Annotated in this window: 21 protein-coding genes; 5 read left to right on the top strand and 16 right to left on the bottom strand. The window is 64.9% G+C overall.

Annotation, left to right across the window (positions count from 1 at the left end):
- Positions 1-21 precede the first annotated feature (21 nt).
- From QX108_RS06495 to mgtE, 3 genes are all read right to left on the bottom strand, one after another.
- Positions 22-840, bottom strand: a complete 819-nt coding sequence (locus QX108_RS06495; RefSeq protein WP_315780349.1) for an aldo/keto reductase — start codon at positions 838-840, stop codon at positions 22-24.
- Between the two features lie 76 nt (positions 841-916).
- Positions 917-1,207, bottom strand: a complete 291-nt coding sequence (locus QX108_RS06500) for a helix-turn-helix domain-containing protein (RefSeq protein ID WP_172113943.1) — start codon at positions 1,205-1,207, stop codon at positions 917-919.
- A gap of 81 nt (positions 1,208-1,288) precedes the next feature.
- Complete coding sequence (mgtE, locus tag QX108_RS06505; RefSeq protein WP_172113941.1) at positions 1,289-2,707, bottom strand: magnesium transporter; 1,419 nt, start codon at positions 2,705-2,707, stop codon at positions 1,289-1,291.
- A gap of 91 nt (positions 2,708-2,798) precedes the next feature.
- On the opposite strand from mgtE, the gene QX108_RS06510 reads away from it, so the two are divergent.
- The gene (locus QX108_RS06510) at positions 2,799-3,647 is read left to right on the top strand and encodes a polysaccharide deacetylase family protein (RefSeq protein ID WP_315780346.1); all 849 of its coding nucleotides are present in this window, start codon (positions 2,799-2,801) and stop codon (positions 3,645-3,647) included.
- Positions 3,648-3,891: 244 nt separating this feature from the next.
- Positions 3,892-5,067 (top strand): polysaccharide deacetylase family protein, encoded by a 1,176-nt coding sequence (locus QX108_RS06515; protein WP_315780344.1) that lies wholly within the window; start codon positions 3,892-3,894, stop codon positions 5,065-5,067.
- Positions 5,068-5,168: 101 nt separating this feature from the next.
- On the opposite strand, the gene QX108_RS06520 is transcribed toward QX108_RS06515, so the two are convergent.
- The 4 genes from QX108_RS06520 to QX108_RS06535 form a co-directional block, all read right to left on the bottom strand.
- Entirely contained in the window at positions 5,169-5,543 is a 375-nt protein-coding gene (locus QX108_RS06520; protein ID WP_315720618.1) for a hypothetical protein, read from the bottom strand.
- Between the two features lie 238 nt (positions 5,544-5,781).
- Complete coding sequence (locus tag QX108_RS06525; RefSeq protein WP_315780342.1) at positions 5,782-7,020, bottom strand: FAD-binding oxidoreductase; 1,239 nt, start codon at positions 7,018-7,020, stop codon at positions 5,782-5,784.
- A 15-nt stretch (positions 7,021-7,035) separates the two neighbouring features.
- Entirely contained in the window at positions 7,036-7,386 is a 351-nt protein-coding gene (locus tag QX108_RS06530) for a RidA family protein (RefSeq protein ID WP_315720620.1), read from the bottom strand.
- Between the two features lie 37 nt (positions 7,387-7,423).
- On the bottom strand, positions 7,424-8,920 hold the full coding sequence (locus QX108_RS06535) for an amidase (protein ID WP_315780340.1): 1,497 nt from the start codon (positions 8,918-8,920) through the stop codon (positions 7,424-7,426).
- Between the two features lie 209 nt (positions 8,921-9,129).
- Here QX108_RS06535 and QX108_RS06540 point away from each other — a divergent pair, with 209 nt between their 5' ends.
- Both QX108_RS06540 and QX108_RS06545 read left to right on the top strand, forming a co-directional pair.
- Positions 9,130-9,798, top strand: coding sequence for a helix-turn-helix domain-containing protein (locus QX108_RS06540; protein ID WP_172113928.1), 669 nt, complete (start codon positions 9,130-9,132; stop codon positions 9,796-9,798).
- Between the two features lie 82 nt (positions 9,799-9,880).
- Positions 9,881-10,090 carry a hypothetical protein gene (locus QX108_RS06545; protein WP_315780338.1) on the top strand — a complete coding sequence of 70 codons (210 nt, stop codon included), beginning with the start codon at positions 9,881-9,883 and terminating at the stop codon, positions 10,088-10,090.
- A gap of 300 nt (positions 10,091-10,390) precedes the next feature.
- On the opposite strand, the gene QX108_RS06550 is transcribed toward QX108_RS06545, so the two are convergent.
- Both QX108_RS06550 and QX108_RS06555 read right to left on the bottom strand, forming a co-directional pair.
- Positions 10,391-11,110 carry a DUF4386 family protein gene (locus tag QX108_RS06550; protein ID WP_315780336.1) on the bottom strand — a complete coding sequence of 240 codons (720 nt, stop codon included), beginning with the start codon at positions 11,108-11,110 and terminating at the stop codon, positions 10,391-10,393.
- A gap of 27 nt (positions 11,111-11,137) precedes the next feature.
- A complete protein-coding gene (locus tag QX108_RS06555) occupies positions 11,138-12,103 on the bottom strand; it encodes an NAD-dependent epimerase/dehydratase family protein (RefSeq protein ID WP_315780334.1) in 966 nt (321 codons plus the stop codon).
- Between the two features lie 89 nt (positions 12,104-12,192).
- Between QX108_RS06555 and QX108_RS06560 the strand changes: the two genes are divergently transcribed.
- Positions 12,193-13,098 (top strand): LysR family transcriptional regulator, encoded by a 906-nt coding sequence (locus QX108_RS06560; RefSeq protein WP_315780332.1) that lies wholly within the window; start codon positions 12,193-12,195, stop codon positions 13,096-13,098.
- Between the two features lie 205 nt (positions 13,099-13,303).
- Here QX108_RS06560 and QX108_RS06565 read toward each other — a convergent pair whose 3' ends face one another.
- From QX108_RS06565 to QX108_RS06595, 7 genes are all read right to left on the bottom strand, one after another.
- Positions 13,304-13,681, bottom strand: coding sequence for a hypothetical protein (locus tag QX108_RS06565; RefSeq protein ID WP_315780330.1), 378 nt, complete (start codon positions 13,679-13,681; stop codon positions 13,304-13,306).
- Between the two features lie 108 nt (positions 13,682-13,789).
- Positions 13,790-15,835 (bottom strand): UvrD-helicase domain-containing protein, encoded by a 2,046-nt coding sequence (locus QX108_RS06570; protein WP_315780328.1) that lies wholly within the window; start codon positions 15,833-15,835, stop codon positions 13,790-13,792.
- Positions 15,836-15,839: 4 nt separating this feature from the next.
- Entirely contained in the window at positions 15,840-16,271 is a 432-nt protein-coding gene (locus tag QX108_RS06575) for a DUF1937 family protein (RefSeq protein ID WP_315780325.1), read from the bottom strand.
- Positions 16,272-16,955: a hypothetical protein gene (locus tag QX108_RS06580; RefSeq protein ID WP_315780324.1), complete on the bottom strand. Its 684-nt coding sequence runs from the start codon at positions 16,953-16,955 to the stop codon at positions 16,272-16,274. It lies immediately after the preceding gene.
- Between the two features lie 2 nt (positions 16,956-16,957).
- Complete coding sequence (locus QX108_RS06585; protein WP_315780573.1) at positions 16,958-19,930, bottom strand: site-specific DNA-methyltransferase; 2,973 nt, start codon at positions 19,928-19,930, stop codon at positions 16,958-16,960.
- A gap of 1 nt (position 19,931) precedes the next feature.
- Positions 19,932-20,855, bottom strand: coding sequence for a hypothetical protein (locus QX108_RS06590; RefSeq protein ID WP_315780323.1), 924 nt, complete (start codon positions 20,853-20,855; stop codon positions 19,932-19,934).
- The gene (locus tag QX108_RS06595) at positions 20,848-23,841 is read right to left on the bottom strand and encodes a BPTD_3080 family restriction endonuclease (protein ID WP_315780322.1); all 2,994 of its coding nucleotides are present in this window, start codon (positions 23,839-23,841) and stop codon (positions 20,848-20,850) included. Before QX108_RS06595 ends, QX108_RS06590 begins: the two co-directional genes overlap by 8 nt.
- Positions 23,842-24,553 lie beyond the last annotated feature (712 nt).

The raw sequence follows: 24,553 nt of genomic DNA on the forward strand, positions 1-24,553 counted from the left end.
GCATGCCGGCCCGGGCGCCGCTCAATCCCATTTCGGCGCGAAGGCGAAGTTGGTCATCCGCCCTTCCGGACTGCCCATGGCGAAGATGTCGGCCATCTCCTGCTCGGACAGCTCGAAATCGAACACCTCGAGGTTCTCGGACAGCCGTTCGATCTTCGAGGTGCGCGGGATCGCCACGACGTTCTGCTGCACCAGCCAGCGCAGGCAGATCTGCGCCGGGCTCTTGCCATGGGCGCGGCCGATCCGGGTCAGGGTCGGATCGTTCTTGATCTTGCCCTTGGCGATCGGGCTATAGGCGACCAATGCGAGGCCGTGCCGGGCGCAGGCCTCGCGGACCTTGGTCTGGTCGAGATAGGGATGATACTCGACCTGGTTGCACACCAGCGGCTCCGGCGACAGCGCCACGGCTTCGTCGAGCAGCGCGACCGTAAAATTGGACACGCCGATATGGCGCGCCAGCCCGAGCGTCTTGGCGTGCGCCAGCGCCCCCAGCGTCTCGGCCAGCGGCACGTGCGAGTTCGGCCAATGCAGCAGCAAGAGATCGACCTCGGAGACGCGCAGGCGGACCAGGCTCTCCTTGGTCGAGCGCTCCAGGTCATGCGGTGCAAAGTGCGTCGTCCACACCTTGGTGGTCAGGAACAACTCGTTGCGCCGGACGCGGGAGGCCCGCAGGCCCTCGCCCACCTCCTGCTCGTTCTCATAGACCTGGGCGGTGTCGATGTGCCGGTAGCCGAGGGTGAGCGCCTGCTCGACGATCCGCGCGCAGGTCCGTCCGCGTAGCTCCCAGGTCCCCAGACCCAGGGCAGGAATCCTGGCACCATTGGCCTCGATCGTCAGCATGGCCGTGCACTCCAGACCGCGTGTAACATTATGTAGGCACACGCGAGGCCTTGCCAACGCACGACCGGTTTTTGGCTTAAGTCTTAGCTAAGGCCGCAAACACCGTGTCGGGCGCGTGCGCGATCACGGTGAGCAGCGCGCGCGCCGGGCCGCGCGGCATGCGCTTGCCCTGCTCCCAGTTGCGGATGGTCTCGACGGGCACACCGAGCTTGGCGGCGAATTCCTGCTGTGTCAGCTGCACCCGCCGCCGGAGGTCGCGCACCTCGAGCGGCGCTGCCGGCGCAGCTTCCGACGGCGCGAGCGGAAACTCTCCGCCATCGCGCAGCTCCACGATCCGTCCATCTGCCTTCAGCCGCAAGCGTTGCATCGTCCGACTCCGTCTCGGATGAGAGTGTCGCCGAGCTGCGTTAAGGCCGGATTAACGATATAAGTCGTTCAGGCGCTGTGGTTATTTCAAGCCGAACCAGAGCGTTGCGATGCCCAGAAACGAGAAGAAACCGACCACGTCGGTGACCGTGGTGACGAAGGTTCCCGACGCCACCGCGGGGTCGGCGCGGACACGCTCGAGCACCATCGGGATCAGGATGCCACCGAGCGCGCCGGCCACCAGGTTTGAGATCATCGCGAGCCCGATCACGATGCCGAGCCCAGGCGTCTTGAACCACGCGAACGCGGCGAGGCCGGTGACCAGCGCGAAAGCGAGACCATTCACCAGTCCTACCAGCACCTCGCGCATCACGACGCGCATCGCATTGTTCGGCCCGAGCTCGCGCGTCGCCAGCGCGCGCACCGCGACCGTCATGGTCTGGGTCGCGGCATTGCCGCCCTGGCTCGCCACGATCGGCGCGAGCACGGCAAGCGCGACCATCTGCTGCAGCTGGCCTTCGAACAGGCCGAGCACCGAGGACGCCAGGAACGCCGTGGCGAGATTGATCAGCAGCCAGTTGAAGCGGCCCTTGGCGATGGTCCAGACGCTGTCCGAGAGCTCCTCGTCGCCCGACACGCCGCCGAGCGCCTTGAAGTCCTCGTCCGCCTCCTCCTCGATCACGTCGACGACGTCGTCGATCGTGATGACGCCGACCAGCCGGTTGTCGGCATCGAGCACGGGGGCCGCCACGAGATTGTACTTGCCGAACAGCCGCGCCACCTCGGCGAGATCGTCGGTGACCGTGACGCGGCGACGATCCTCATCGATCAGCTCGGCCAGCGGCACCGGGCGGCGGGCGCGCAGCAGCTTGTCGAGCGAGACCGCACCCTGCCAGTGCCGCGCCTCATCGACCGCATAGATCTCGTAGAACCGCTCGGGCAGATCCGGGGTCTCGCGCATGTAGTCGATGGCCTGGCCGACGGTCCATGCCGGCGGAACCGCGATGAACTCGCTCTGCATACGCCGGCCGGCCGAGCCCTCGGGATAGTCGAGGCTGCGCGCCAGCACGTCGCGCTCGGACGGCGGCAGGCGCTCGAGGATCTCCTCCTTGTCCTCCTCGTCGAGGCTCTCCAGCAGCTCGACGGCGTCGTCGGATTCGAGCTCGCGGACGCCTTCGGCGACGGTGGCCGGCTCCAGCTCCTCGAGGATCTCCTCGCGGACGGCGTCGTCGACCTCGTTCAGCGCCGAAAAGTCGAAATCGGTGCCGGTCAGCTCGACCAGCCTGACGCGGTCGTCGGGGGCAAGCGCGGCGATCAGGTCGCCGAGATCCGCCTCGTGCAGCTCGGCGACCTCGGCGCGCAGGAACGCCTCGTCCTCGGCGGCGATGGCGGCGGTCATGGCGGCGATGAATTCGGCGCGAATCTCGCCGGATTCGGTGCGCATCGCCGCGCGATCGGCTAGAGTTGCATCGGCAGGGGCAACGTCCAATGTCTCGTTCATGACGTGCCTCACCAAGCCATCTTCAGACAACTGGTCTGATTTGTGCTTTGACGCATTACATAATCGGTCACTGCGAGCGCAACGGGAAAAGATGTCTCAGGCGCGACGGACATCACGATGGGTAAACGCAGCCGGCGCGGCGGCCGCGCTGCTCGTGGTACACGGCGCCGCCGCGGCGCCGGCCGACTGTCCGCGCGAGCACACGCTCGGCACCTCGCGCATCCTCACCGTCGACCCGAAGCAACATCCGCGCATCGGCCTGAAGAGCTTCCCCGAGACGCTGCCGCTGCACGACGGCGAGGTGGTGCTGACCTTCGATGACGGGCCCTCGCCGCCGATGACCAACAAGGTGCTCGCCGCGCTCGCCAAGGAATGCGTGCGCGCGACGTTCTTCCTCGTCGGCAAGCCGGCCTCGGGCCGCGCGGCGCTGGTGCAGAAGATCGCGGCCGAAGGCCACACGATCGGCCATCACACCTACACGCATGCGCATCTCGCGCATATCGCGCCGGAGCAGGCCATCGAGGAGATCGACCGCGGCATCGCCGCCGACGAGAAGGCGCTCAACGGCGTCGAGACGACCACGCCGTCGACGCCGTTCTTCCGCTTCCCCTATTTCGAATCGACGCCGGCCACGCTCGACCTGCTGGCGTCGCGCGGCATCGCCGTGTTCGGCGCCGATCTCTGGGCCAGCGATTGGAACCCGATGTCGCCGCAGCAGACGCTGAAGCTCCTGACCAGCCGCCTCAACCAGGCGCGCAAGGGCATCATCCTGCTGCACGACCCGCAGCCGCGCACCGTCGCAATGCTGCCGGCCTTCCTGCGCTACTTGAAGGATCATGGCTACCGCGTGGTGCACGTCGTGCCTTCCGAGGAGAAGCACAACGAGCAGCACAGCGAACGGCCGTCTCCCGCGCCGGAGACGGCCCATGAAGGTGGTTAATCGGGCGTTCAGGGCCGTCGTTTACGCTTGACCGTTGCGGCCGCGGCCATTCCAGCCTCTTGCAATCCGGCAACAGCCGCGGGCAAACCGGAACCCGGGGTGATGCGATGTCGCGACGGGCCAACATCCCTGCTATGTCTTGGCGGTCGCTTGCCCCGGCCGCGCGGCTGCGATTCATAGGGGCAATGAGGCAGGTGGACCGAAGAAGCCGGCCACCGCAGAAAGAGACAATGTGAGCAGCGTGATGCGTGATCATGAGTGGGCTTGCGTCGGACGGCCAACATGGCTCGCAGCACTGCTGGGCGCCCTCGCCCTGATCACGTCGAGCCCGGATGCATCGGCCGCCGATTGTCCTGGCCACCCCAACGCGCTCGGCACGTCACGCGTCCTGGTGGTCGATCCGCGCGAGCATCCGCGGCTCGGCGCCATGCAGTACAAGGAGACGCTGCCGCTGCGCGATCACGAGGTGGTCATCACCTTCGACGACGGGCCGCTGCGCAAGTACAGCAACCAGGTGCTGCAGATCCTCGCCGACGAGTGCGTCAAGGCGACGTTCTTCACGATCGGGCGCCAGGCCAAGGCCGATCCAGAAGGCGTGCGCAAGCTCGTGGCCGCCGGCCACACCGTCGGCACCCACAGCCAGAACCATCCGCTGAGCTTCAACAAGATGACGCTCGAGCAGGTCCAGCCCGAGGTCGACCAGGGCATCGCCTGGACCAAGGCCGCGCTGACCGATCCGTCCGCGCTGTCGCCGTTCTTCCGCGTGCCCGGCCTGCTCCGCGGCGACGCCGTGGAGAGCTACGCCGCGACGCTCGGCCTGCAGGTGTGGAGCGCCGACTTTCTGGCCGACGACTGGCGCAACATCTCCGGCGCCAAGGTCCATGAGCTCGCGATGAAGCGGCTGGAGGCGCGCGGCAAGGGCATCCTGCTGCTGCACGACATCCAGGCGCGCACCGTCGCAGCGCTGCCGAAGATCCTCGCCGATCTCAAGGCCAAGAACTATCGCGTCGTGCATGTCGTCGCCGCGACGCCGGACCGGCCGGCAACGCCGACCGAGCCGGAGGACTGGCTGGTGCACCGGCCGTCGGACGAGACGCCGGTGGCGCGTTGGCCGGCCATCACGCCAACCAACCTCGCCGGCGCCGACACGCGCGCCCGTGCCACGCTGGACGATTTCGGCAATCTGGACCTGCCGCCTGCGGCGGCACGCCCCCTGCCGAAGCCGTCCTGGCCGCGGCCTGCGGTCAAGGCGCGAATCGCGACGGCTCCCGCGCTTCCCGCGCCCTCCGCCCAGCTGTTCGCCTGGCCGCCCGCCGCACCATTGTCCGCCCGCCGGCATCAGGTCGTCCGGGTCGAGGGCCAGGCCGCCACCAAGCCGGCCGGTCGCCCGGTTCGCCTCGCGGCCCTGCGCCGGCGCTGAGATCAAAGCAACGATCTTCGAAACGAAAACGGGGCGCTGACGCGCCCCTTTTTCAATTGAGCAATCTGGCTGGCCTCACGCCCGATGCATTCTCCCGCGCGTCAGTTCGAGATGAGCTTGCTGACGCAGAGGATGACGGCCGCGGCCAGGAAGAACAGGTCCATATAGGACTTCTTCTCGCCGTCCTTGCGCAGCGAGCCGACGTCGGCGACCACCTGCTTGCTGACGACCTGGGCGACCGGCCCTTCGCCGAGCATGCCCGCCAGCCGGCGAACGTCGGATTCCATCTTTTCGATCCGTCCGAAGAAGTGGAAGGTTCGTACCACCGTCACGGCGCGCATGCCGGCATAGATCAGCACCACCAGCGCCAGCACGGCGCGGTTCTGGTATTTCTCGATGTAGTTCAGGCTGAGAAAGACAGCCGCGAGAAACACGAAATTGGATATGAAGCGGTAGGCTAGGCCCGCGAAGTTCATCTGCTCCCCCACACGATGTTCGGATCGCTGGCCGACGGCAGAACTCACGAACTGCGTTCGCCCCAGTGTCCTGGCCCCAACCGGCACCGCCACGCTAGGAGAGCGGGCTTGCGAATTGGTGAAGCGGGGGTTTTCCGGGCTCCGGAAAGGCGCGCTTGGTAAACGACTGGCTGCGTTTTGCAGCCGTCACTTGCGGCCTTCCCGGATCACCCTCTCTCGCGGTCGCAGGGCAGACGGCTCACGCCCCGAATCGCGCCGGCGCACAGGCGGCGACGTCGACGCTGGGCGTCTCGCCACTCATCAGCTCGGCGAGGATGCGGCCGGTGGCCGGTCCCAGCGTAAAGCCCTGGTGGCCGTGGCCGAAATGCAGCCAGAGACCCTTGTGCCGCGCCGCCTGTCCGACGACCGGCAGCATGTCGGGCATGCAGGGCCGTGTGCCGAGCCACGGCTCGGGCTCCACCGGCTTGCCGAGATCGATCAGCTGGCGTGCCGCGGCCTCGGCCTTGCCGAGCTGAACCGGCGTCAGCTTCGCATCCGGCGACGACAGCTCGGCGCCGGTGGTGATGCGGACCCCCTTGGCCATCGGATTCATCAGATAGCCGAACGCGGCATCGCGCAGCGGCAGGTCGAGCGGCGCGCCGCCGCTGTAGTGCCGGTGATAGCCGCGCTTGCGCACCATCGGGATGTCCATGCCGAACCGCTTCAGGAATTCCGGCGACCACGGACCCAGCGCGACCACGACCGCCTCGGCCTCGATCCGGCCTTCGCTGGTCGTCACCGCCCAGCCGCTGCCCTGTTGCGCCAGCGTGGTCGCATCGCCGAGCAGCAGCTTGCCGCCACGCTTGACGAACAGATCGGCATAAGAGGTCACCAGGCTGCCCGGATCGGACACCGTCCACGGCTCCTGCCAATGCAGGCCGCCAATGCCGCTCTCGTTCAGGCCGGGCTCGACCTTGGCCAGCTCGGCTGCACTGAGCAGCTTGAACTTGACGCCGAACGCCTTGCCGACCGCTTCGGCCTCCTTGGCCTCCTTGTCGAACTGCGCCTGGTTCCGGTGCAGCACGCGAAAGCCGTCGCGGCGCACGAGATTGCCGGCGCCGGCGGCCGTGATCAGCGGCTCGTGCTCGGGCGCGGCGCGCGAGATCAGCTGCGCGTAGGTGCGCGTCAGCACCTCGTGCCGGCCGGGGAACGAATTCCACCAGTAACGCAGCAGCGGCTTCACGTGATACGGCAGGGCCGGAAGGCTGTAGTGCACGTCGTTGGTGCGCGCCAGCGCGATGTCGAGCACGCCGGCGATGTCATAGGGCATTGCGTAAGGCCGGACGGCCTCGCTCTGGATGATGCCGGCATTGCCGTAGCTGGTCTCGCGTCCCGGCTCGCGGCGATCGACCAGCGCCACCGACCAGCCGCGGCTCTGCAGGTGCAGCGCCGTGCCGACGCCGACCATGCCACCTCCGAGAACGATTGCGCTCCGCATCGTCGTCACTCCCTGTCAGGTCCGCGCCGCCGCGACGACGGTGACCTCTAATCGAACGTCCGCGATCATCTGTGCCTGCACCGTGGTGCGCACCGGCAGCGGATCCTTGAAATGCCTGCGATAGGCCGCGTTGTATTCGGCGAAGTCGGCCTTGTCGGCGAGATGCACCATGCAGGACACGACGTCGTCGAGCGTCAGCCCCTCGGCGGCCAGCGTCTCCGAGATCAGCTTGAACACGAGGTCGGTCTGCGCCGTGATGCCCTCGGGAATGCTGCCGTCATCGGCGACCGGGACCTCGCCCGACAGGAACACGAGGCCGCCGGCGCGGCGCACCAGCGAGAACGGCCATGAGGAAGCGTCGGACATTGTTAGCTCCAGAAGATGTTGATCATGTCGGCGCGGCTCAATCCCACGCCATGAATCCCGGCGTCTGCGCCAGCGGCGGCAGCGCGGCGAGCTTCTCGAGATCCGGCTGCGGACGGCGCAGCTCGGCGTCACCCGCAAAGGCCTGCTCCAGCGCCGCGGCCACGCCGAGCACCAGCGCATCGCCGCCACGGGGACCGATGATCTGCAATCCGAACGGCAGCCCGTTGTCGTCAACGCCGAGCGGCAGGCTGAGGGCCGGATGTCCCGCCAGCGTCACCGCATAGGCCAGCGCCAGCCAATGGAAATAGGACTTGGTCGGCACGCCGTCGATCTCGGCCGGATACAGCTCCGACCACGGCCGCGGACTCAAGGTGATGGTCGGGCTGATCAGCACGTCGTGCTGAGCGAAGAACGACTGATAGGACCGGTAGATCCGGGTCTGGTTCGCGCTCGCGCGCGAAAAATCGTCGAGGCTGTAGGACAGCCCCTCCTCGACATTGGCACGCACGTTCGGCCCGATCATCTCGGGGCGCTCGCGATAATTCTTGCCATGCTGGGTGAGGAACAGCGAGGCGCGCAGCACCGCAAAGGTCTCGTCGGCGCCGCTGCAATCGGGCGTCGCTTCGCAGGCGTCCGCAAACAGCGGCGCGATGCGCGTCACGCGCGCGCGGAAGGCGCGGCGGATCAACGCTTCCGTCGGCGCAAAGCCGAAGTCCTCGGTGAAGGCGAGCTTGAGCTTGTGCAAGTCGACCTGCGGCGGCACCGCCCAGCGCGCAGGCGCACCGCGCACCGCCTCGCCCGGCAGCGTATAGGCGAGCGGATCGCGCGCATCGTCGCTCGCCATCACCGAGAGCATCAGCGCCGTATCCGCAACATTGCGCGCCATCGGCCCGTCGGTCGACAGGCACGACCAGCCATGGGCGCGCTTCTCGCTGGCGACGAGTCCGTAGGAGGGACGCATGCCGACGATGCCGCAGAAGCCGGCCGGATTGCGCAAGCTGCCGCCGGTGTCCGAGCCCGAGGCGAGCGGCGCCATCCCGCAGGCCAGCGCCGCCGCCGAGCCGCCGGAGGAGCCGGCCGCCGAGCGCAGCGTATCGAACGGATTGCCGGTGGCACCGAACACGGGATTGCGGGTGTTGCCACCAGCCGCCCATTCCGGCGTGTTGGTCTTGCCGAAGATGATCGCGCCGGCCGCGCGCAGCCGCGCCACCGAGGCCTGGTCGATCGCGGGCACGTTGTCGGCCAGGATCGGGCTGCCATAGGTCGAGCGCATCCCGGCGGTGTCCTGGGTGTCCTTGATCAGCACCGGCAGGCCGTGCAGCGGCCCTTTATGCTCGCCGCGGGCAAGCTCCGCCTCGGCCCGCTTGGCGGCAGCCCGGGCTCCCGGCTCGTCCAGGGTGACCACGGCATTGACCGCCGGGTTGACCGCGGCGATCCGCTCCAGGCACGAATCGAGCAGCGCGACCGGCGAGATCGCCTTCGATTTCAGAAGCTTGACCAGTTCGCCGGCCGTCTTGTCGCAAATCGATTCCACAGGGCTTCTCTTTTCCGTTTCGGAAAACTATTTAGCACATAAGAAATCGAATGCACGGCTTGAAAACGCAATGTTCCACCGCGCGTTACGCATGACCGTGAGGCCGGACGTCCAGCCCATTGATCGATCAGCCACTTTCGCGCGACATTGCCCGACCGCCGCCGCACCGAAGACCACCCGATCCGCTAACGGATTTTCCGGAGCCCCCCGTGACCGACACCGTCGTCAGCGAGACCGCCGCCGAAGGCCCCCACTCCCAGCTCGGCCACTGCCTGAAGGCGGCCCGGCAGGCGCGCGGCCTGACCCTGAAGCAGGTGGCGGAAAAGACGGGCATGGCGCTGTCGACCTTGTCCAAGGTCGAGAACGGCCTGATGTCGCTGACCTACGACAAGCTGTTGCAGCTGACGTCAGGCCTGCAGATGGACATCGCCGAGCTGTTCAGCCCGGCCGCGCCGCGCCCCGAGCCCGGGCGTCCCGTCACGGCCCGCCGCAGCATCAGCCGCGCCGGCCAGGGCCAGGTGGTCAGCACGAAGTTCTACACCTACACCTATCAATGCACCGATTTGATCGGCAAACGCATGGTGCCGATGATCACCGAGGTGCGCGCCCGCACCCTCGACGAGTTCGGTCCCCTGCTCCGCCACAGCGGCGAGGAGTATTTTCTCGTCACCCGCGGCACCATCGCCGTCCACACCGAGTTCTACGCGCCGGAGATCCTGCACGAAGGCGACGGCATGTATCTCGACAGCACCATGGGCCACGCCTACCTCAACGCCGGCGAAGCGGACTCGGCGCAGGGCGTGTGCCTGTGCACCAGCGAGCAGGCCGATCTGTTCGAGCAGCTGCATAGGATTGCGAAGAAGGATGCGGTGGAGTGAGGGCCTGCGACCCCAGCATTGATCGAGACTCCAAGACATACAGTCGGCCTGCAGAACCGCTTTTTTTTGCCAGGAGGTCCCCATGCGCAAGAGAAAGAGACCAAACGAAATTCTACCTCTGGCGGAGCAAACGACCTATCGCATTGCGGAGCACGCGCGGTCCAAACGCAAGAAGCCGGCCACGCGTCCGATCGAACACGCTCACCCCGCCGACGAGAAGGAAGATTTGTTTGCAGACGTCTTCAAGAGGACACGCGGCACCGTCGATCCGAGACTCAAACTCGGCTACTGAATTGAGGTAGGTCCAAAAGCTCCTACCACACACCAGCCATAGCGACATCACCTTAGACAGGCCTTGCCGCCAAGACGCGGCACCCAATCATTGTCTGTGCCGTAACTCTTTCGCCATTGCGGTATCGACTCATCGCATCGATCATTTGCGTGATTGATGGGCTACCGTTTCGCTCTCCTAGCGCCTCCCAAGCCAATTGGATTGGGACGTTGATGCGTGTTTCCGTCGTTTCACCGCCGGCGTCAATCCTAACCTAGCTGGCTATCCCATGTATGGCTTCGCCCTCTCAACGGGAGCGTCTCAGCTTCCGGGGAGCGCGCGCCGCGCCAGCGTCACGGCGAGCGCCACGAACCATCCCAGCGCCAGCGGCGGAACGATGGCGCCAAGTATCTCAAATGCCGGCACGAACGTCCGCAGCGCCGTCGTTGCAAAGCCAGCGCCGATGGCGAGGCCGGCGAGACCGTTGACGCAAAGCTTCGCACGCAGCAGCATCGTGCCGACCAGCATCAGCCAGATGCCGGAGAACAGTTGCACGCCCAGCAGTTCGCCGACGGCGCCGGCATAGCCGTTGAGCGCAACGTACCCGACCTCGACGGCGGCCCGGATGATCGGATCGTTGGTGCCGGCATGGAGCATCGCGAGGTTCGGCATCGCGATCAGCCAGCGCACGATGCCGAGCGTCTTGAGGACAGCGGCAGCGACGCCCATCGCCCCCATGACGTCGGGTAACCCGCCGCGAACGCCGTGCGCCTGCGCAAAATGGCGCAAGGCGAGCGCGAGCGGCACCATCGCGGTCGCCGTCAGGAGATAGCCCCAGTAGCCGATCTGCACCGCCGTCGCATGGCGCGCGATCAGCGGCAGCGCTTCGCCGGCCGGCAGGCGCAGGCTGGCCGGCCAGCCGATCGCGCGGCCGAGCACGATCAGCGGGATGAGAAACAGGACGACCTGCGCGGCGACGAGCAGGACGAGCGTGAGCATGTCGGCGCGCGTCATCGGCGCCGCAGTCGTTGCGGTGGTCATGGGATCGATCCTTTTGGGGCAATGGGTTCAGCGGTTGGATGCGAGCGCCGCCTTGACGGCGCCGTTGAGCGGCGTATGCGGCTCCGCCCCGAGCAGGCCGACGAGCTTGCTGTTGTCGAGCGCGAGGCTCTGCTTCCACAGCCAGCGCATCTCGATCGCCTCGCGCATGAAGCCGACGAAAGGCGCGGCGAGCCAGAGGATGATCCAGGGGAACGGCTTCACCGGCAGATCGGGCCGGCCGATGACGCGGCGAACGGCGTCGGTCATGTCATGCCCGGTCGCATCGTAGTGCCCGGCAAAGTTCAGCATCGTGCAGGCCGGCAGATCGGCGCGAATGTCGACCAGGCGCGCGAAGGTTTCGGCGAGATCGGGGACGTAGGCCCAGGCATGGCCGATGCCGGGGCGTGTCAGGCGCTGCACGGAGGTCACGGCCATGCCGCCCTTCGCCAGCGCCTGGGCGAACCAGGAATTGGTTACACCGGGGCCGAAGAAGTCGCCCGCCCTGATGGCGATGACGCGGACGCCATGGTCGCGCGCGGCCTGCTCCAGCATCTCCTCCATCTCCAGCCGCACCTGGCCCTTCCGCGTCGTCGGCCGCCGCGGCGAGGTCTCGCTGACCACCGCCGGCGATGCTGATGAGTAGACGTAGACATTGCCCGGAAACACGATCGTCGCGCCGACGGCCTTCGCCGCCGCGATGGTGTTGGCGAGCATCGGCAGCGCGTCCTCGCGCCAGCGCGCATAGCCCGGCGGATTGACGCCGTGAACGATCAGGCTCGCGCCCGCGGCCGCGGCCAGCACCGACGCCGGATCGCGGGCGTCGCCATCGCGCCAGTCGACCGGGAAGGCAAACGAATTCCGCTCGGCCGGCGGCCGGCGCGTCAGCGCGCGGATGGCGAAGCCGCGCTTTGCCAGCGCCTTGGCAATGGCGCCGCCGATCGCACCGGTCAGGCCGAGGATCAAGGCGGTCGGGATGTTCGTGTCGTGGGACATGAGTCGATCTCCTGCTGTGCCCGGCAATCTGACCCGGCCGTCCCAAAACGAAAATTGCCAATCATTCTTGAGATGCTATACGTTTCTGTATGATTGAACCCTCGGATTGGAGCCTGCTGCGCTCGTTCCTCGCGGTCATCAGGCGCGGCAGCCTGTCGGCCGCAGCGCGGGCGACCGGGCTGACGCAGCCGACCGTCGGCCGCCACATCGACGAGCTCGAGGCCGGCCTCGGCGTCGCCCTGTTCACCCGCTCCCAGGCCGGCCTGCTGCCGACCGAAGCGGCGACGGCACTGGTGCCGCACGCGGAAGCGATGGAGGCGGCGTTCGCGGCGCTGGTGCGCGCGGCCAGGAGCGGAGGCGATGCGCGGCAGCCGCGCGGCGTCGTCAGGATCTCCGCGAGCGAGATCGTCGGCACCTTCGTGCTGCCGACGATCCTCGCCGGCATCCGCAAGCGCTATCCGGAGATCATCATCGAGCTCGTGCTCAACAACCGCACCGACGACCTGCTGCGGCGCGACGCCGACATCGCGGTGCGGATGATCAGGCCGAAGCAGGACGGTCTCGTCGCGCGCCGGATCGGCAGCGTCCCGCTCGGCCTCTATGCGCATCGCGACTACATCGGCCGCTTCGGGCTGCCCGACACGATCGAGGCGCTCGCCGCCCACCACGTCATCGGCTTCGACCGCGACGATCATTCGGCCCGCTCGGTCGCCAGCTCACAGCTGCCGATCTCACGCGAGCTCTTCTCCTACCGCACCGACTCCGACGTCGCCCAGGTCACGGCGATCGAAGCCGGCCTCGGCATCGGCGGCATGCAGATCGCCATGGCCAAGCGCAATCCGGCGCTGGTCCCGGTGCTCGCCAACCAGGTTGCCTTCGAGCTCGACTGCTGGCTCGCCGTGCACGAGGACCAGAAGGACGCTGCCCCGATCCGCGCGATGTTCGACGGGCTGGCGGAGGGACTGGCGCGGTGGGTCAGCGAGGGCGGCCGGTGACGGAACCGAGCCTCAATCCGGATCTTGCTGCGGTCCCCTGCAGGTCCTGGGCCGAGGCTGCTGAGGTCGGTGATCGTCACCGGCCATCGAAACCGTCTGTCTGTCCGGTGGAAATGATCTCTGGATCCGCCTCATTCCTGACCACGACATCGAACCTGGTCGCCCCGGCCGGGATCGGCTGATCGGCCACGTCGACCAGATCTAGCTAATCCTCGGCTCCCCCTGACGAAGCCATGGCCTGTACGGTCCAGCTTCCATCAGCATTGTACGTCACGTTGAACGTCGTGCATCCGGACGTCGCGTCGCACACCGCCGCATTGATCGACGCGTCCGTGGCGTTCACGACGGTTCCCGGGGGATAGTTCCCGGTCTGGACGTAGAAGATCGTGTCCGGCTGACAGTCGGACTCCTGGATCAAAAAAGTGACATGAGCGTTCGACGTGGCATGGGGCAGCAAAGCTTCGCTATCGAGACTGTTCGAATAGACCTGCGGTTCACCCGAATCCTCCGCCGGCTCCTCGAAGATGAAAAAGTTCTGCGGCTCGAGGCTCTCGTTGATGACATCGATCGTAATGGTGGCCATGTTGCCTCCTCTTGGTTTCCCAACTTCGCCTGCCGCAACAATCTCGAAGACCACGACAGCCTGACGCATCGAGCTCGCGCTGCTGTCATCCAACGATGCGCAGCCGTCTCACTGTGTGAAGTCGGCGAGATATTCCGACGTCGGGTTTGTCCCCGTCAGCAGCAGATGCTCCCGCGCCCGGGTGCAGGCGACATAGAGCAGCCGCCGCTCGGTCTCGTAGATGTCGTCGAGTTCGGCTTCATCGGCGGCGTCCTCGACGCGCTCGTCGAGCGGCAGGATGCCCTCGTCGCAGGCCATCACCACGACGGCGCGGAATTCCAGTCCCTTGGCGAGGCTCATCGCACCCGTGGTGATCGCCTCAGCACCGGCAAGCCCGGCAAGGGCGGCCCGCGCGCGGGCCACCAGCGCCTCGGTGCGCACGAACACGCCGATCTCCTGCGGCGCGATGCCGTCCGCCAACCATGCCGCGATGGCCGCGCCGACATGCGCGCCCTCCGCCGCGACATCGGCGAACGCCTTCACCTCCGGCCGCGGTCCCTCGAACACCGAGATGATGCCGCGCCGCTCGTCCTCCAGCCCGTCGGCATCGCGCAGCACCGTCGGCAGCAGCCGGTCGGCGGCGCGGCGGATCTGCTGCGAGGTGCGGTAGCAGACCTTCAAGGTGAACGAACGACCGCGTACGTCGACGCCGAGGCTCGCCCAGGAATAGGGATGCTGGAAGATGCGCTGCCCGGCATCGCCGGCCAGGAACAGCCCGTCACTGGCCTTCGGCGCCAGCGCGGCGAAGAAGCGCAGTTCGGCCGGCGCGAGGTCCTGCGCCTCGTCGATCACGACATGATCGAACGGTTTGGCCGCCCGGCCCTCCAGCGCCGTGGCAAGCTCCGTGAACACGTTGGCCCAGGTCGTGTAGCGCTCGGCCGCGATCGCCGCGCGCACCGCCGCAAACACCGGCCACAGCCGCGCCCGCTGGTTGGGACCGAGCCGGCTCTTGCGCCCCATCCGCTGCACCTTGGCATACGCGTCGAGCGAGTCGAGCCCCCAGGCATCGACGACGTTGCTCCATTCCGACAGCAGAAAGCGCTCGGAAAATCCTTTGAGGTCAGCGGCCGCCTTGCGCAACCGCTCGCGCAGCACCTGCTCGGAGGCGATGCGCGGCCGGAAGCCGTGTTCGAGCTGATACATCTGCTCGGCAATGCCCTTGAACGACGCCGTGGTGATCCGTGGCACCACGCCGCCGGTCTCCGGCGCCAGCACCAGGAGCTTTTTCGCGAGCGCATCCGCCAAGGGCTGCGAAAAGCTCGCCAGCAGGATCTTTGCACTGGGATTGTCGCGCGCGAGCCTGACCGCGCGATGCAGCGCGACGATGGTCTTGCCGGTGCCGGCCGAGCCCGCCACCCGCGCCGGTCCGGCAAAGCTGCGCGTGACCAGCGCGCGCTGCGAGGGATGCAGGAAGACGCCCCACTTCTCCCAGGGGTAGGCGAGCGCCTGCTCCAGCTCCTCGTGGCCGGCGATGGGCCGGATGCGGCGCAGCGCATCGGGATGCGCATAGGGATCGGCGACGGCCGGCGCCGGGACCGGCAGCCTCCCCGTCGCGGCATATTCCAGCAGCGCCTCGGCGGCCTCCGCCGGCAGATGCTTTGTGAGCGTGAAGAAGCCGTCCTCGTCAGCCGCTCGGACGTCGGCGAGCCAGTCGGCGGGGACGCCGATCGAGAGCAGCGCCTCGTCGTCGAGCCCGGCGAACAGCAGCGGCGCCGCTTTGGCCCTGCCCTCCGCCGGCTCCGGCGAAACGAGATCCAGCGTCGCCGGCCGCGCCACCTCCTCGACCCGCTCGCGCACCTCGACGATCTGGATCGCGCCGGTGCGCGGATGCGCCTCGATCCGCCGCCGCTCCGCCCAGGCATAGGCGTCGTCGTGATGGCCGACATAGGCGACCAGCACGGTGTCGCCAGTCTTGTGCAAAATCAATCTGACGTCGCGATTGACCCGCGCCGACCAGAAATTGCGATCCTTGCTATTGTCGATCCGGTGCAGTTGCAGCCCGTTGCCCCCGGGGTCGAGCTGCAGGTCGAACACGCTCGCCTTCACGGCCTTCTGGTCCGCGCCGGCAAGCTTGGCGAACGACGCGGTGAATGTATCGGCGAGCAGGAAGTTCATGGCATTATTCAAACGCAGCCGCAAACTCTGGAGTGTCTCTCGAAAGCCCAAACTCCGCCGGCTCCCGCCACTCTGGCCGTATACCTCGTTTCCGAAAGAACTCTATCTCCTTCAATACTCCAGAACTCGCCTCCCATCCGGGGAGTTTGAGAACGATCAAGCGCCCACAATGCGCCATGAAAGCCTCGTCGAAAGCAACCCAAAACGCAGATCCGGGATCGTGCTGCATTCTAACATCGATTGGATGCGTCATTGTCAACGGACTATAGATAATATTGCTCTGCTCGACGAGCTGTCGAGCAGCCTCTGTGATTGCATTGAAACGAGCAAGACGCTTCTCCGCTGATGACCTTTTCAGCGGATTTGCAGGCGCATCGTTGGAATATGGTCCTGCCAAGTAGATGATAACCGAGCTGGGCAATGAAACACCGGTCATTCACGAGCCTCTATATTCAAATGGGAAATAGAAACGCCAATTGAGCCAGTAATCAACGAGCGTGCGACCGAACTCGAAAAACACGAAACCGTAAGGAATAAGCGGATCGAGCCCCTGCAGATTGGCCGGCAGTGGAGACCAATAGCTCGTCGCCTCGCAGTACGCCCAAGCTGCAAGCAGCCAAGCAAAATTGTTACCTGCCCAGATAGGCCGCCGACTTCCTTGAATTAGCCAGACCAGAACCGACCACACCACATCGAGAACAAGCAGCGCGGACCACAAGTAAAAAAAGGTCTTTGGGTTATCGAGGAAGCGTCCCATCGCAAAGAGGATACAGCTCATCAACAAGAATGCGTACAGATCGAGCAACATCGGCGACGAGCGGGAACTTGGTTTCTCAATTGGTCGAACAACGTGGGTCTGGTACAGAAACCGGTTCATCCCCTGGTAAAATGGAACAATAGTGATAAGCAGAGACACATAAAGAACGCCGCGGCCAAGCGTACTGACGGAAAGGCCGTCCGCGATCCAACCGTCGGCAAGCTTCATAGTTGCCTGAGTCAGCGCAAAGCTAATCAGAAAAGAATAGAAGTTCTCAAGTATTTTGATATAGGCCGCAACGGCATCATCGTTGGCTTTTTTAAGCGCGTCAGTATTGACGATCGCCCCACAAGTTTCGTTCATCGTTATACTCCAAATACCTTCATCACCTCGTCGCCAAAATGGTTGATGACCTTCACCGCAATCCTACGGCTCTTCGGCCGTGGGAACGAGCGGGACGTGTCGGAATAGAGCGTCGCCCAGGCGTCTTCGTCGATGTCGGCCTGGAGCGCGGTCTTGAGGCTCTTGTAGGGATCGTTGGCGCCGAGGAAATAGGCTTGGCGGACGAAGAAGCTTTCCTCGTTGTAGTCGGTGTCGACGAACCAGGCGGCGATGCCCTTGGTGTCGTTGGAGCGGATGTCGCCGGTGTTGGGATCGAACACGTCGACGCCGTTGACCTTGACCCGGATCTCCGAGCCGCCCTCGTCGAGGATCTGCACGTCGGGCTCGCCGAACACGACGAACATGTTGCCGCGGCCGGTGTTCTTCAATTCGTCGGACATGTGCATGTCCGGATTGATGCGCGCCTTGAGGATCTTCAGGCTGCCGAGGCTGCCCAGCTCCGAGGAATGCGCATCGAAATTGAAGGCGCAGGCGATCAGCACGTCGAAGCGGTTGTCGACCGCCTCGCGCGCGGCGGCGACGAGGTCCTGACGGCCGACCGTGCCATATTCCGGGCCGATCAGGATCGCGGCCCGGCGCTCGGGGCCGTTGTCGCCCTCGATGAAGCTGCCGCTGGCGCCGATGAAATTGCCGGGCCACGGCGCGAGGCTCTCGAACGAGATGCGGTCGCCCTTGGCCTGCTGCTTGACGCCCTCGGTCTTGAGATAGTCGATCACGATGGCCGCAAAGTCCTGCCCGGCGAGATCTGCATCGACGGCCGAACGCTTGCCCGCGGCGGCGTCGATCAGGTCGATCAATTCCTCCTCGCTCGCGGGCGCGGCGCGGTGTGGCGACAGGCTCTCGACGGTGAACGGGCCGGCGACGCGGACGCGGCCATTGTCCTGATACGGCTTGTCGTAGAGATATTCGACCTCGGCCCGCGCCGCGATCGACGCATCGATCTCGCGCTGCCGCGCGATCCGCGCCTCCCACCATTTCGCATGCGGTTCTTTCGCGGATGCAGGCGCATCGGTCGGCAGTTCGCGCGGAATTTGCCATTCCTCCCAGGTCTTGCTCATCGCCGCATTGAGCGTAGCGCGCAGCGGCTCCAGCACCGCCCGCCACTTCTCCCAGACGTCATCGATCTCCGGATTGTTGGCGATCGACTTGAGCGTGATGTGCGGCACGCGCTCGTAGACGAAACCCTGGCGTATATCGTGATGGATAGGCGTGTCGGCTGGCGCACGTAGCGTCAGTTCGGACTCTTTGGCGCGGCCATCGCGGCTATCCGCCAGCAGATACCAGGGATAGCGCGCTGCCATCAGCCGCGTTCGTCCGAGCGCCAACGCAACACGGCTAGTGTCGATGGTGATCCAGCGCCGGCCCCATTGCTCAGCGACATAGGCCGTCGTGCCGGAGCCGCAGGTGGGGTCAAGTACGAGATCACCAGGATCTGTCGACATGAGTATGCAACGCTGGATCGTGGCCGCCGATGTCTGGACAACATAGGTCTTATCCTCGGCCCGGCTAGAAAACTTAACATCTCGCCAGATGTTGTTGATCGCGCCAACCGGATAGTCATCCAAAAACCGAACATAGGACAAGCTCGTTCCCCGCGCCTCCGCACGGCGAGCCTTCACGAGCCGAGCCATTCCCTCTTCGTTGGTCTTCCAGCGGTTCTGCATACTTGGCTGAAATGTTTCACCATCTACTGCCACGGCAAACCAAGAGGCCGCCCCCTCGCCTTTCGCGCGACCAACGCTCTGGGACGTCAAGTTGTCCTGACGATAGATTCGGGCATGCTTGGGAAGCTCGACTTCGTTCGCCTTCTCTTTGCCCGTCATCGTGCGGCGCGAGATATCGTCCAACTCAATGCGGCTGTACTCTGAAAATCCTGCGCCTAAATCAGCCTTGGGCAGCACAGCAGATCGAAATTTCAGCTGCAATTTTTTGCGAGCAAACCAAATTACGTAATCTGTAACTGGTGCGATGTAGTCTTGAGTTTGGCTGCTTGTTTTCTCGATTGAGATCTGAACGACGAAATTTTCCTCACCAAAGAGCTCGTCCATCACAGCTCGAACACGATGAACATTCTCGTCGCCGATCTGCACGAAAATCGATCCGCTATCCGTCAACAGATCTCGCATCACTGTCAGCCGGTCGCGCAGGTAAGCGAGATACGAATGTATCCCGTCCTTCCACGTATCACGGAACGCCTTCACCTGCTCCGGCTCGCGGCTGATGTCCGTCTGCTTGCCGTCCTTGACGTCGCGTGACTGGGTCGAGACCTGCCAGTTCGAATTGAACTTGATGCCATAGGGTGGGTCGAAATAGATGCACTGCACCTTGCCGCGCAGCGCCTCGCGCTCGGCGAGGCTCGCCATGACCTGCAAGCTGTCGCCGAGGATCATGCGGTTCGACCAGTGCTGGTCGTGCTGGTAGAACTCAGCGCGCTGGTCGGGCTCGATGCCGTTGAAGTCCGCGAACAGGTCGGGCGCGTCGCTCTCGGCCTCGCGCCGCGTCTCCGTGTGCCGCTTCAAATCGTCGATGATGGCCTTGGGATGGATCTTCTCCTGGATGTAGAGCGGCGGCACGTTGACGACGAGGTCGGACCAGTCCTGCCGGTCCTTGCCGCGCCACACGAGCTGCGCATCCGACAGCGTCAGCTTGCCGGTCTCGGCCAGCTCCTGCCTCTGCGCCTCGGTGATGGTGATGCGCATGCCGTTCCAGATCAGTTCCGGCTGGCTCGGCTCCTCCGGCGTGCGCGTCGTGCCCTCCGGCAACGGCCGCGCCCGCGGATAATGCTTCGGCGGCAGCGGCGAGGCATCCTCGTCGCGCCGGAAGAAGCTCTCCATTTCCGCGGTCGGAATGTTCTTCCGGCTGGCGGCATCATGCTTGAGCGCGTCGACCTGCCGGGTGGGTTTGGTCGGCTTCGGGGTTTTCGGCGAACGGGCCATGTCAATTTCGATCTTGCGGGACTTGGATATGGTGAATGTCGTGCCGTTTGACCAGAGCCGCGATCTCGTTGGGGAGCGGGTTCTCAGTAACGAGATAAGCCTCGACGATGGCGTCGTCTCGTACATCCATCGCTCGACGAACAGCTCTATATTTGACGCACTGGAAAACGCCACGCCTTAAGTCGAGCTCATCAGATATTCTAGACTTGACCTCTAGGACGACGATGCGGTCCTTAACTTTATAGACAACGTCTACTCGGTCGCCAGAATCGAGGTCTACCTCGGTCTCTGTGGAAGCGTCTTTGAAGTATTTCCGTATTTCCGCGGGGTTGTCCTTCACCCATAGGCGTAGCGCCTCGTGAAGCGGCCCCTCTCCTCCCGGGCCATATCTGCGACCGCTGGGGATACCGTCGTTTTCCGTTCCTTTGTGGCGCTGTTCCCGTTCACGCCGGATCTGCTTAATATCCAACCGTTTGCTGAACACTCGCTCGTACAAATCTGCCCATTGCGCATCTTCATATCTGTAGACTTCTGCCACAGCCCGCTTGAAAGTCTTCTCCCACAGGATGGGATACTTCTCCTTGGCGTGCTTCTGTTTGAGAAGCGGTTCGCTGAATCGTTCGCCCATATACCAGCCAGCTCCGTCGCTTGGCTGGTGATCGTTCTTGTTGACGACCAGAACGTTGATGAGAGGAGCATCAGGCTCGACCGCTTGTATCGCGTTCATAAGTTCGCCGGCAACGATTCCTGTCCGAGTTGTAAATATAGGCGAGAATCCGACTTCATTCTCCAGCCGCTTCCTCAGCCTGCCATAGGTCATGTCCGTCCCGTCGAGCGCTACTGCAACCAGCCAGCGCATTGCCGGGGCCAGACCGTGTGCGATCAAGTTCTCGTCCGTGGCAGCGTAAGGTTTCCAGTCAGCCATTCGCGCCTCCTACAAAACGCTCGACCAGCCTCGCAAAATCCTCGCCCATCGTCGCCCAGTCGCGAAACTCCGCGAACGCCCAGCGGCCGAAGCCGCCGAGGGCGTTGACGCCCGGGGCCCAGAGGTCGCGCGCAGTCTGCGCCTTTGCCTTGTCGCTCTCGTCGCGGACGCCCTTCACTTCGAGCACGAGGTTCAGCGGCTCCTCGGCGCCGATGTCGAGCCGGACGATGAAGTCCGGGATGTAGCGGCGCATCACGCCGGCATCGAGATAGGGGATGTCGAAGCCGAGCGCCTGGTTCTTGGCATAGGCGAGCACGCGCGAGTGGCCCTCCAGGGTCAGCGCGAGCTGCTCCTCCCAGTCGCTGTCGAGCACGACGTGGCTGATCTGGCATTTCGGCGGCTGTGCGCCGGTCTTCCACACCGGCTTGGAGGTGATGAAATTGACGAAGCGTGTCGAGCCCTTCGGGTTATAAGGATCGAGCACCGCCAGCAGCTGCCCGGCGCTGCCGCGGGTGCAGGCGATGTTGATCTTCTCCGCGGCGCGCGCGAGCTGATTCCGATAGAGGATAGCGCCGATCGGCACGCCTCGCGTAACCAGATAGCCCTCGTCGATCCAACGCCGCGCAATGCGCTGGATTTGGGGAAACAGGTGCTGCTTGGGAAAGCCGTCATCGTCGCGAAAATGCGTGTAGAGCAGATGCTTGGCCAGATTGAAGCTGATTTCCGAAGGCCGCAGCCCCTTCAATTCTTCAGGCTCGATGGTGACCCCTGCCCCGACGATGCCTTCCATCACGACTTTGGTCGGGCCGATGTCCTGCGGTGTGATCTCCAACCGGCTGTCGGCCGTGAACTCCGCTTGGAGCTTCTCGGACGGCAGATCCCGGCGGTAGCCGCTCACGCGAGGGAAGACGATCTCCAGACTGGAGCGCTCCTTGATCGCATGGACCCGCGTCACCGGCTTCGGCGCCGTCGGCTTGGTCACCTGGGGCGAGGACGCGAAGTCGAACGGAATGCCCATGATGTCGGCATATTCGACATCGAATAGGCCGGTCTTGGGATTGAGCTCGTAGGATTGCCGGCGCAGGCCGCGGCCCACCACCTGCTCGCACAGGAGCTGCGTGCCAAAGGCGCGAATGCCGAAGATGTGCGTCACCGTGTTGGTGTCCCAGCCCTCGGTCAGCATCGACACCGAGACCACACAGCGGATCTGCTCGCCGAGTCGGTCCTTGCGGCCGACCGTATTCATGACCTCACGCAGGATCTCGCTGTCGCTGACCTCGCCATTCCCGCCGGCGCCCTCGCGACCTGCGCGCTCGCGCTTGAACTGCTCGATCTCAGGGCCGGCCGCCTCCCGAAAGCCCTTATCGAGCGCCTCGCCGGATTCGAGCTGACGCGAGTCAATCAGCAGAGTGCGAGGCCGCGGTAGACGAGCTCCCAGATCGTCGTAGTTGCTGAAGAGCTTCAGTTCTCCGGGCTGAAAAGCCGATCGCTCGCTATCCCCTGGGTCCCGCTCGAACCCGGCGACATATTCAAACACCAGCTTCGAGATCGCCGTGTTCTGGCAAACCACGATGAAGACTGGAGGAACTCCGATTCCAGCAGCCTCCCAGCGCTCGAACTCTCCCACGTAATGACTGTACAGCGCATACAGCGCTGTCTTCATCATGTCCGGAAGGTCGAACGGGGTGAGCTTATTGGCGCTGGCGGCCGTCTTCGGCAGGTCCTTGCCGACGTGCTTCCAGATATCGCGATAGACCACCGCATCGGTCTGCACCAGATTGTCGGTGACCGGGACGCGGGGCAGCTTGACGATGCCGCTCTCGATCGCATCCATCAGGCTGAAATCGGAGACCACCCAGGGAAAGAGGACGCCCTCGCGATAGCCCGAGCCGCGCAGGAAGAACGGCGTCGCCGAGAGATCATAGACCGCGCGGACGCCCTTGCCGAGCCGGCGGTTCAGCGCCTCGATGCCGCTGATCCAGAGACGTGCCGCCTCCTCGTTCTCGGCCGCCTCCTTCTTGTCCTCGCCGGTGAGGGCGCCCTCCTCGTCACCGTCCTGCTTGTGCCGGTAGCAATGATGCGCCTCGTCGTTGATGACATTGACGCGCTCGAAGTTGAGCAACTTCCCACAGGCCTGCTGCAACATCTCCGCGTCGGTTTGCGTCGTCTTGATCGGCTCCGGCGCGTTGCCGGTGAGGAAGCTGCGCGCCACCTTGCTGAGCGACAGCGTCTCGCGATGCTGGAAGGCGTGGTAGTTCGTGATCACGATCTCGGCGCGGCGAATGTCCGGCAGCATCTCCGGCGGGACGATCTCGCGCGTCTCGTAGTAGTTGTCGGGCTCGCTCGGCATGAGCACGCGCAGCCGGTCGCGGATGGTGATGCCGGGCGTGACGATCAGGAAGGCGCGGGAAAAGTCTTTTGAATCCTTGCGCACGGCATTGACGGTCTGCCAGGCGATCAGCATTGCCATGACCGTGGTCTTGCCGGTGCCCGTCGCCATCTTCAGCGCCAGCCGGAACAGCTCCGGATTGGCCTCGTCATTGGCCTTGCGGAGCTCATCCAGGAATTTCTTCGTCGCGGCGCGCTTCGGCGCGACCTCGGTGAACCAGATGATGGTCTCGACCGCCTCGATCTGACAGAAGAACGGCCGCGGGCCGACGAAGCGATGGTGCCGCCAATGCTCCAGCAACCGCTGCGTCGCCGATGTCACGCCCCAATCGGCGGGATTGCGCAAGCCGCGCCACGAATCGACGTGGCCGCGGATCTCGTTGATCAGCGCGTTCTCGCTGTAGGTCTCCAGCTCCAGCGACGCCTGCGCGCTAGCCTGCTTCTTCCGCGCCGCGGGCACGGGAACGATGAACCGCGACGGCCTCCGCCCCGGTCGCGGCGGACCGTCCAGCGGCTGGCCGTGATCGTCCATCGGATGGTGCAACTGCGGCGCAGCATAGGGCGAATTGAGAATCGGCCGCTCGTAGAAGCTGGTCAATGTCCCGTCCCCATCCCTGCAATCACGTGTCGAGCGAATAAATCGATGAATGCGTCCGATGCGTGTTTCCGGCTTTTTACCGCCGCCGTCAATCCATCGATGGTTCACTGTCCAAAGCTTCGGGGCCAGCCGGCTTGCGCCGGGAATCTCTTTTCTTCCGCGACCTCAACGATATCAGCCCTGTCCAGTCCCGCCGCGAAAAAGATTTCGCTTTCGTTTTTTCGGAATCTGTGAAACACTCCGTCCGTCCCGCCTCGCCATGAGGGGCGCTTCGCGATCGTCACGAACGTGGAGGCGGTGATGCGACGGGCGCGTTCTGCCGCAGCATGGCTTGCCATGCGGACGAACGGTGGGATGCGCCGGCGAAATCGTGTGGTCCTGGCATCGCGGTGCTGATGCCAAGCCGGTGGTGTTGATGATCCGCCGGTGACGGGGGCAAGACAGCCGATCCCCGGGGAGAGCACGTATAAGCCGGAAAACCGTTGCGCAGGGAAGGCCGGAATGTCCGGCTGAGCCTGTGGTTCCTGCCCCGTGCACTTCTTCACGCACGGGGGCCGCGGGTATCAGCGGATACCCGGTCTTCCCTGCGCCCTCTGTTTGACAGGGGGACATCGTTCGGACATCACCCGGGTGCGCTTGGCATCGCGGGATCGCCACGACATGCTCCGCTGTTTGACATTCACATCAGAACGACACGCCCATGATGCGCGCA

The sequence above is a fragment of the Bradyrhizobium sp. SZCCHNR1002 genome (assembly GCF_032381435.1).
GTDB lineage: Bacteria > Pseudomonadota > Alphaproteobacteria > Rhizobiales > Xanthobacteraceae > Bradyrhizobium > Bradyrhizobium aeschynomenes.

Coding starts and splice junctions, on each gene's coding strand:
- QX108_RS06560 (WP_315780332.1), top strand. CDS start 12,193: ATGATTGAACCCTCGGATTGGAGCCTGCTGCGCTCGTTCCTCGCGGTC.
- QX108_RS06580 (WP_315780324.1), bottom strand. CDS start 16,955: ATGAACGAAACTTGTGGGGCGATCGTCAATACTGACGCGCTTAAAAAA.
- QX108_RS06585 (WP_315780573.1), bottom strand. CDS start 19,930: ATGGCCCGTTCGCCGAAAACCCCGAAGCCGACCAAACCCACCCGGCAG.
- QX108_RS06510 (WP_315780346.1), top strand. CDS start 2,799: ATGTCTCAGGCGCGACGGACATCACGATGGGTAAACGCAGCCGGCGCG.
- QX108_RS06565 (WP_315780330.1), bottom strand. CDS start 13,681: ATGGCCACCATTACGATCGATGTCATCAACGAGAGCCTCGAGCCGCAG.
- QX108_RS06525 (WP_315780342.1), bottom strand. CDS start 7,020: ATGCGGAGCGCAATCGTTCTCGGAGGTGGCATGGTCGGCGTCGGCACG.
- QX108_RS06545 (WP_315780338.1), top strand. CDS start 9,881: ATGCGCAAGAGAAAGAGACCAAACGAAATTCTACCTCTGGCGGAGCAA.
- QX108_RS06575 (WP_315780325.1), bottom strand. CDS start 16,271: ATGACCGGTGTTTCATTGCCCAGCTCGGTTATCATCTACTTGGCAGGA.
- QX108_RS06500 (WP_172113943.1), bottom strand. CDS start 1,207: ATGCAACGCTTGCGGCTGAAGGCAGATGGACGGATCGTGGAGCTGCGC.
- QX108_RS06495 (WP_315780349.1), bottom strand. CDS start 840: ATGCTGACGATCGAGGCCAATGGTGCCAGGATTCCTGCCCTGGGTCTG.
- QX108_RS06550 (WP_315780336.1), bottom strand. CDS start 11,110: ATGACCACCGCAACGACTGCGGCGCCGATGACGCGCGCCGACATGCTC.
- QX108_RS06590 (WP_315780323.1), bottom strand. CDS start 20,855: ATGGCTGACTGGAAACCTTACGCTGCCACGGACGAGAACTTGATCGCA.
- QX108_RS06570 (WP_315780328.1), bottom strand. CDS start 15,835: ATGAACTTCCTGCTCGCCGATACATTCACCGCGTCGTTCGCCAAGCTT.
- QX108_RS06515 (WP_315780344.1), top strand. CDS start 3,892: ATGCGTGATCATGAGTGGGCTTGCGTCGGACGGCCAACATGGCTCGCA.
- QX108_RS06555 (WP_315780334.1), bottom strand. CDS start 12,103: ATGTCCCACGACACGAACATCCCGACCGCCTTGATCCTCGGCCTGACC.
- mgtE (WP_172113941.1), bottom strand. CDS start 2,707: ATGAACGAGACATTGGACGTTGCCCCTGCCGATGCAACTCTAGCCGAT.
- QX108_RS06520 (WP_315720618.1), bottom strand. CDS start 5,543: ATGAACTTCGCGGGCCTAGCCTACCGCTTCATATCCAATTTCGTGTTT.
- QX108_RS06530 (WP_315720620.1), bottom strand. CDS start 7,386: ATGTCCGACGCTTCCTCATGGCCGTTCTCGCTGGTGCGCCGCGCCGGC.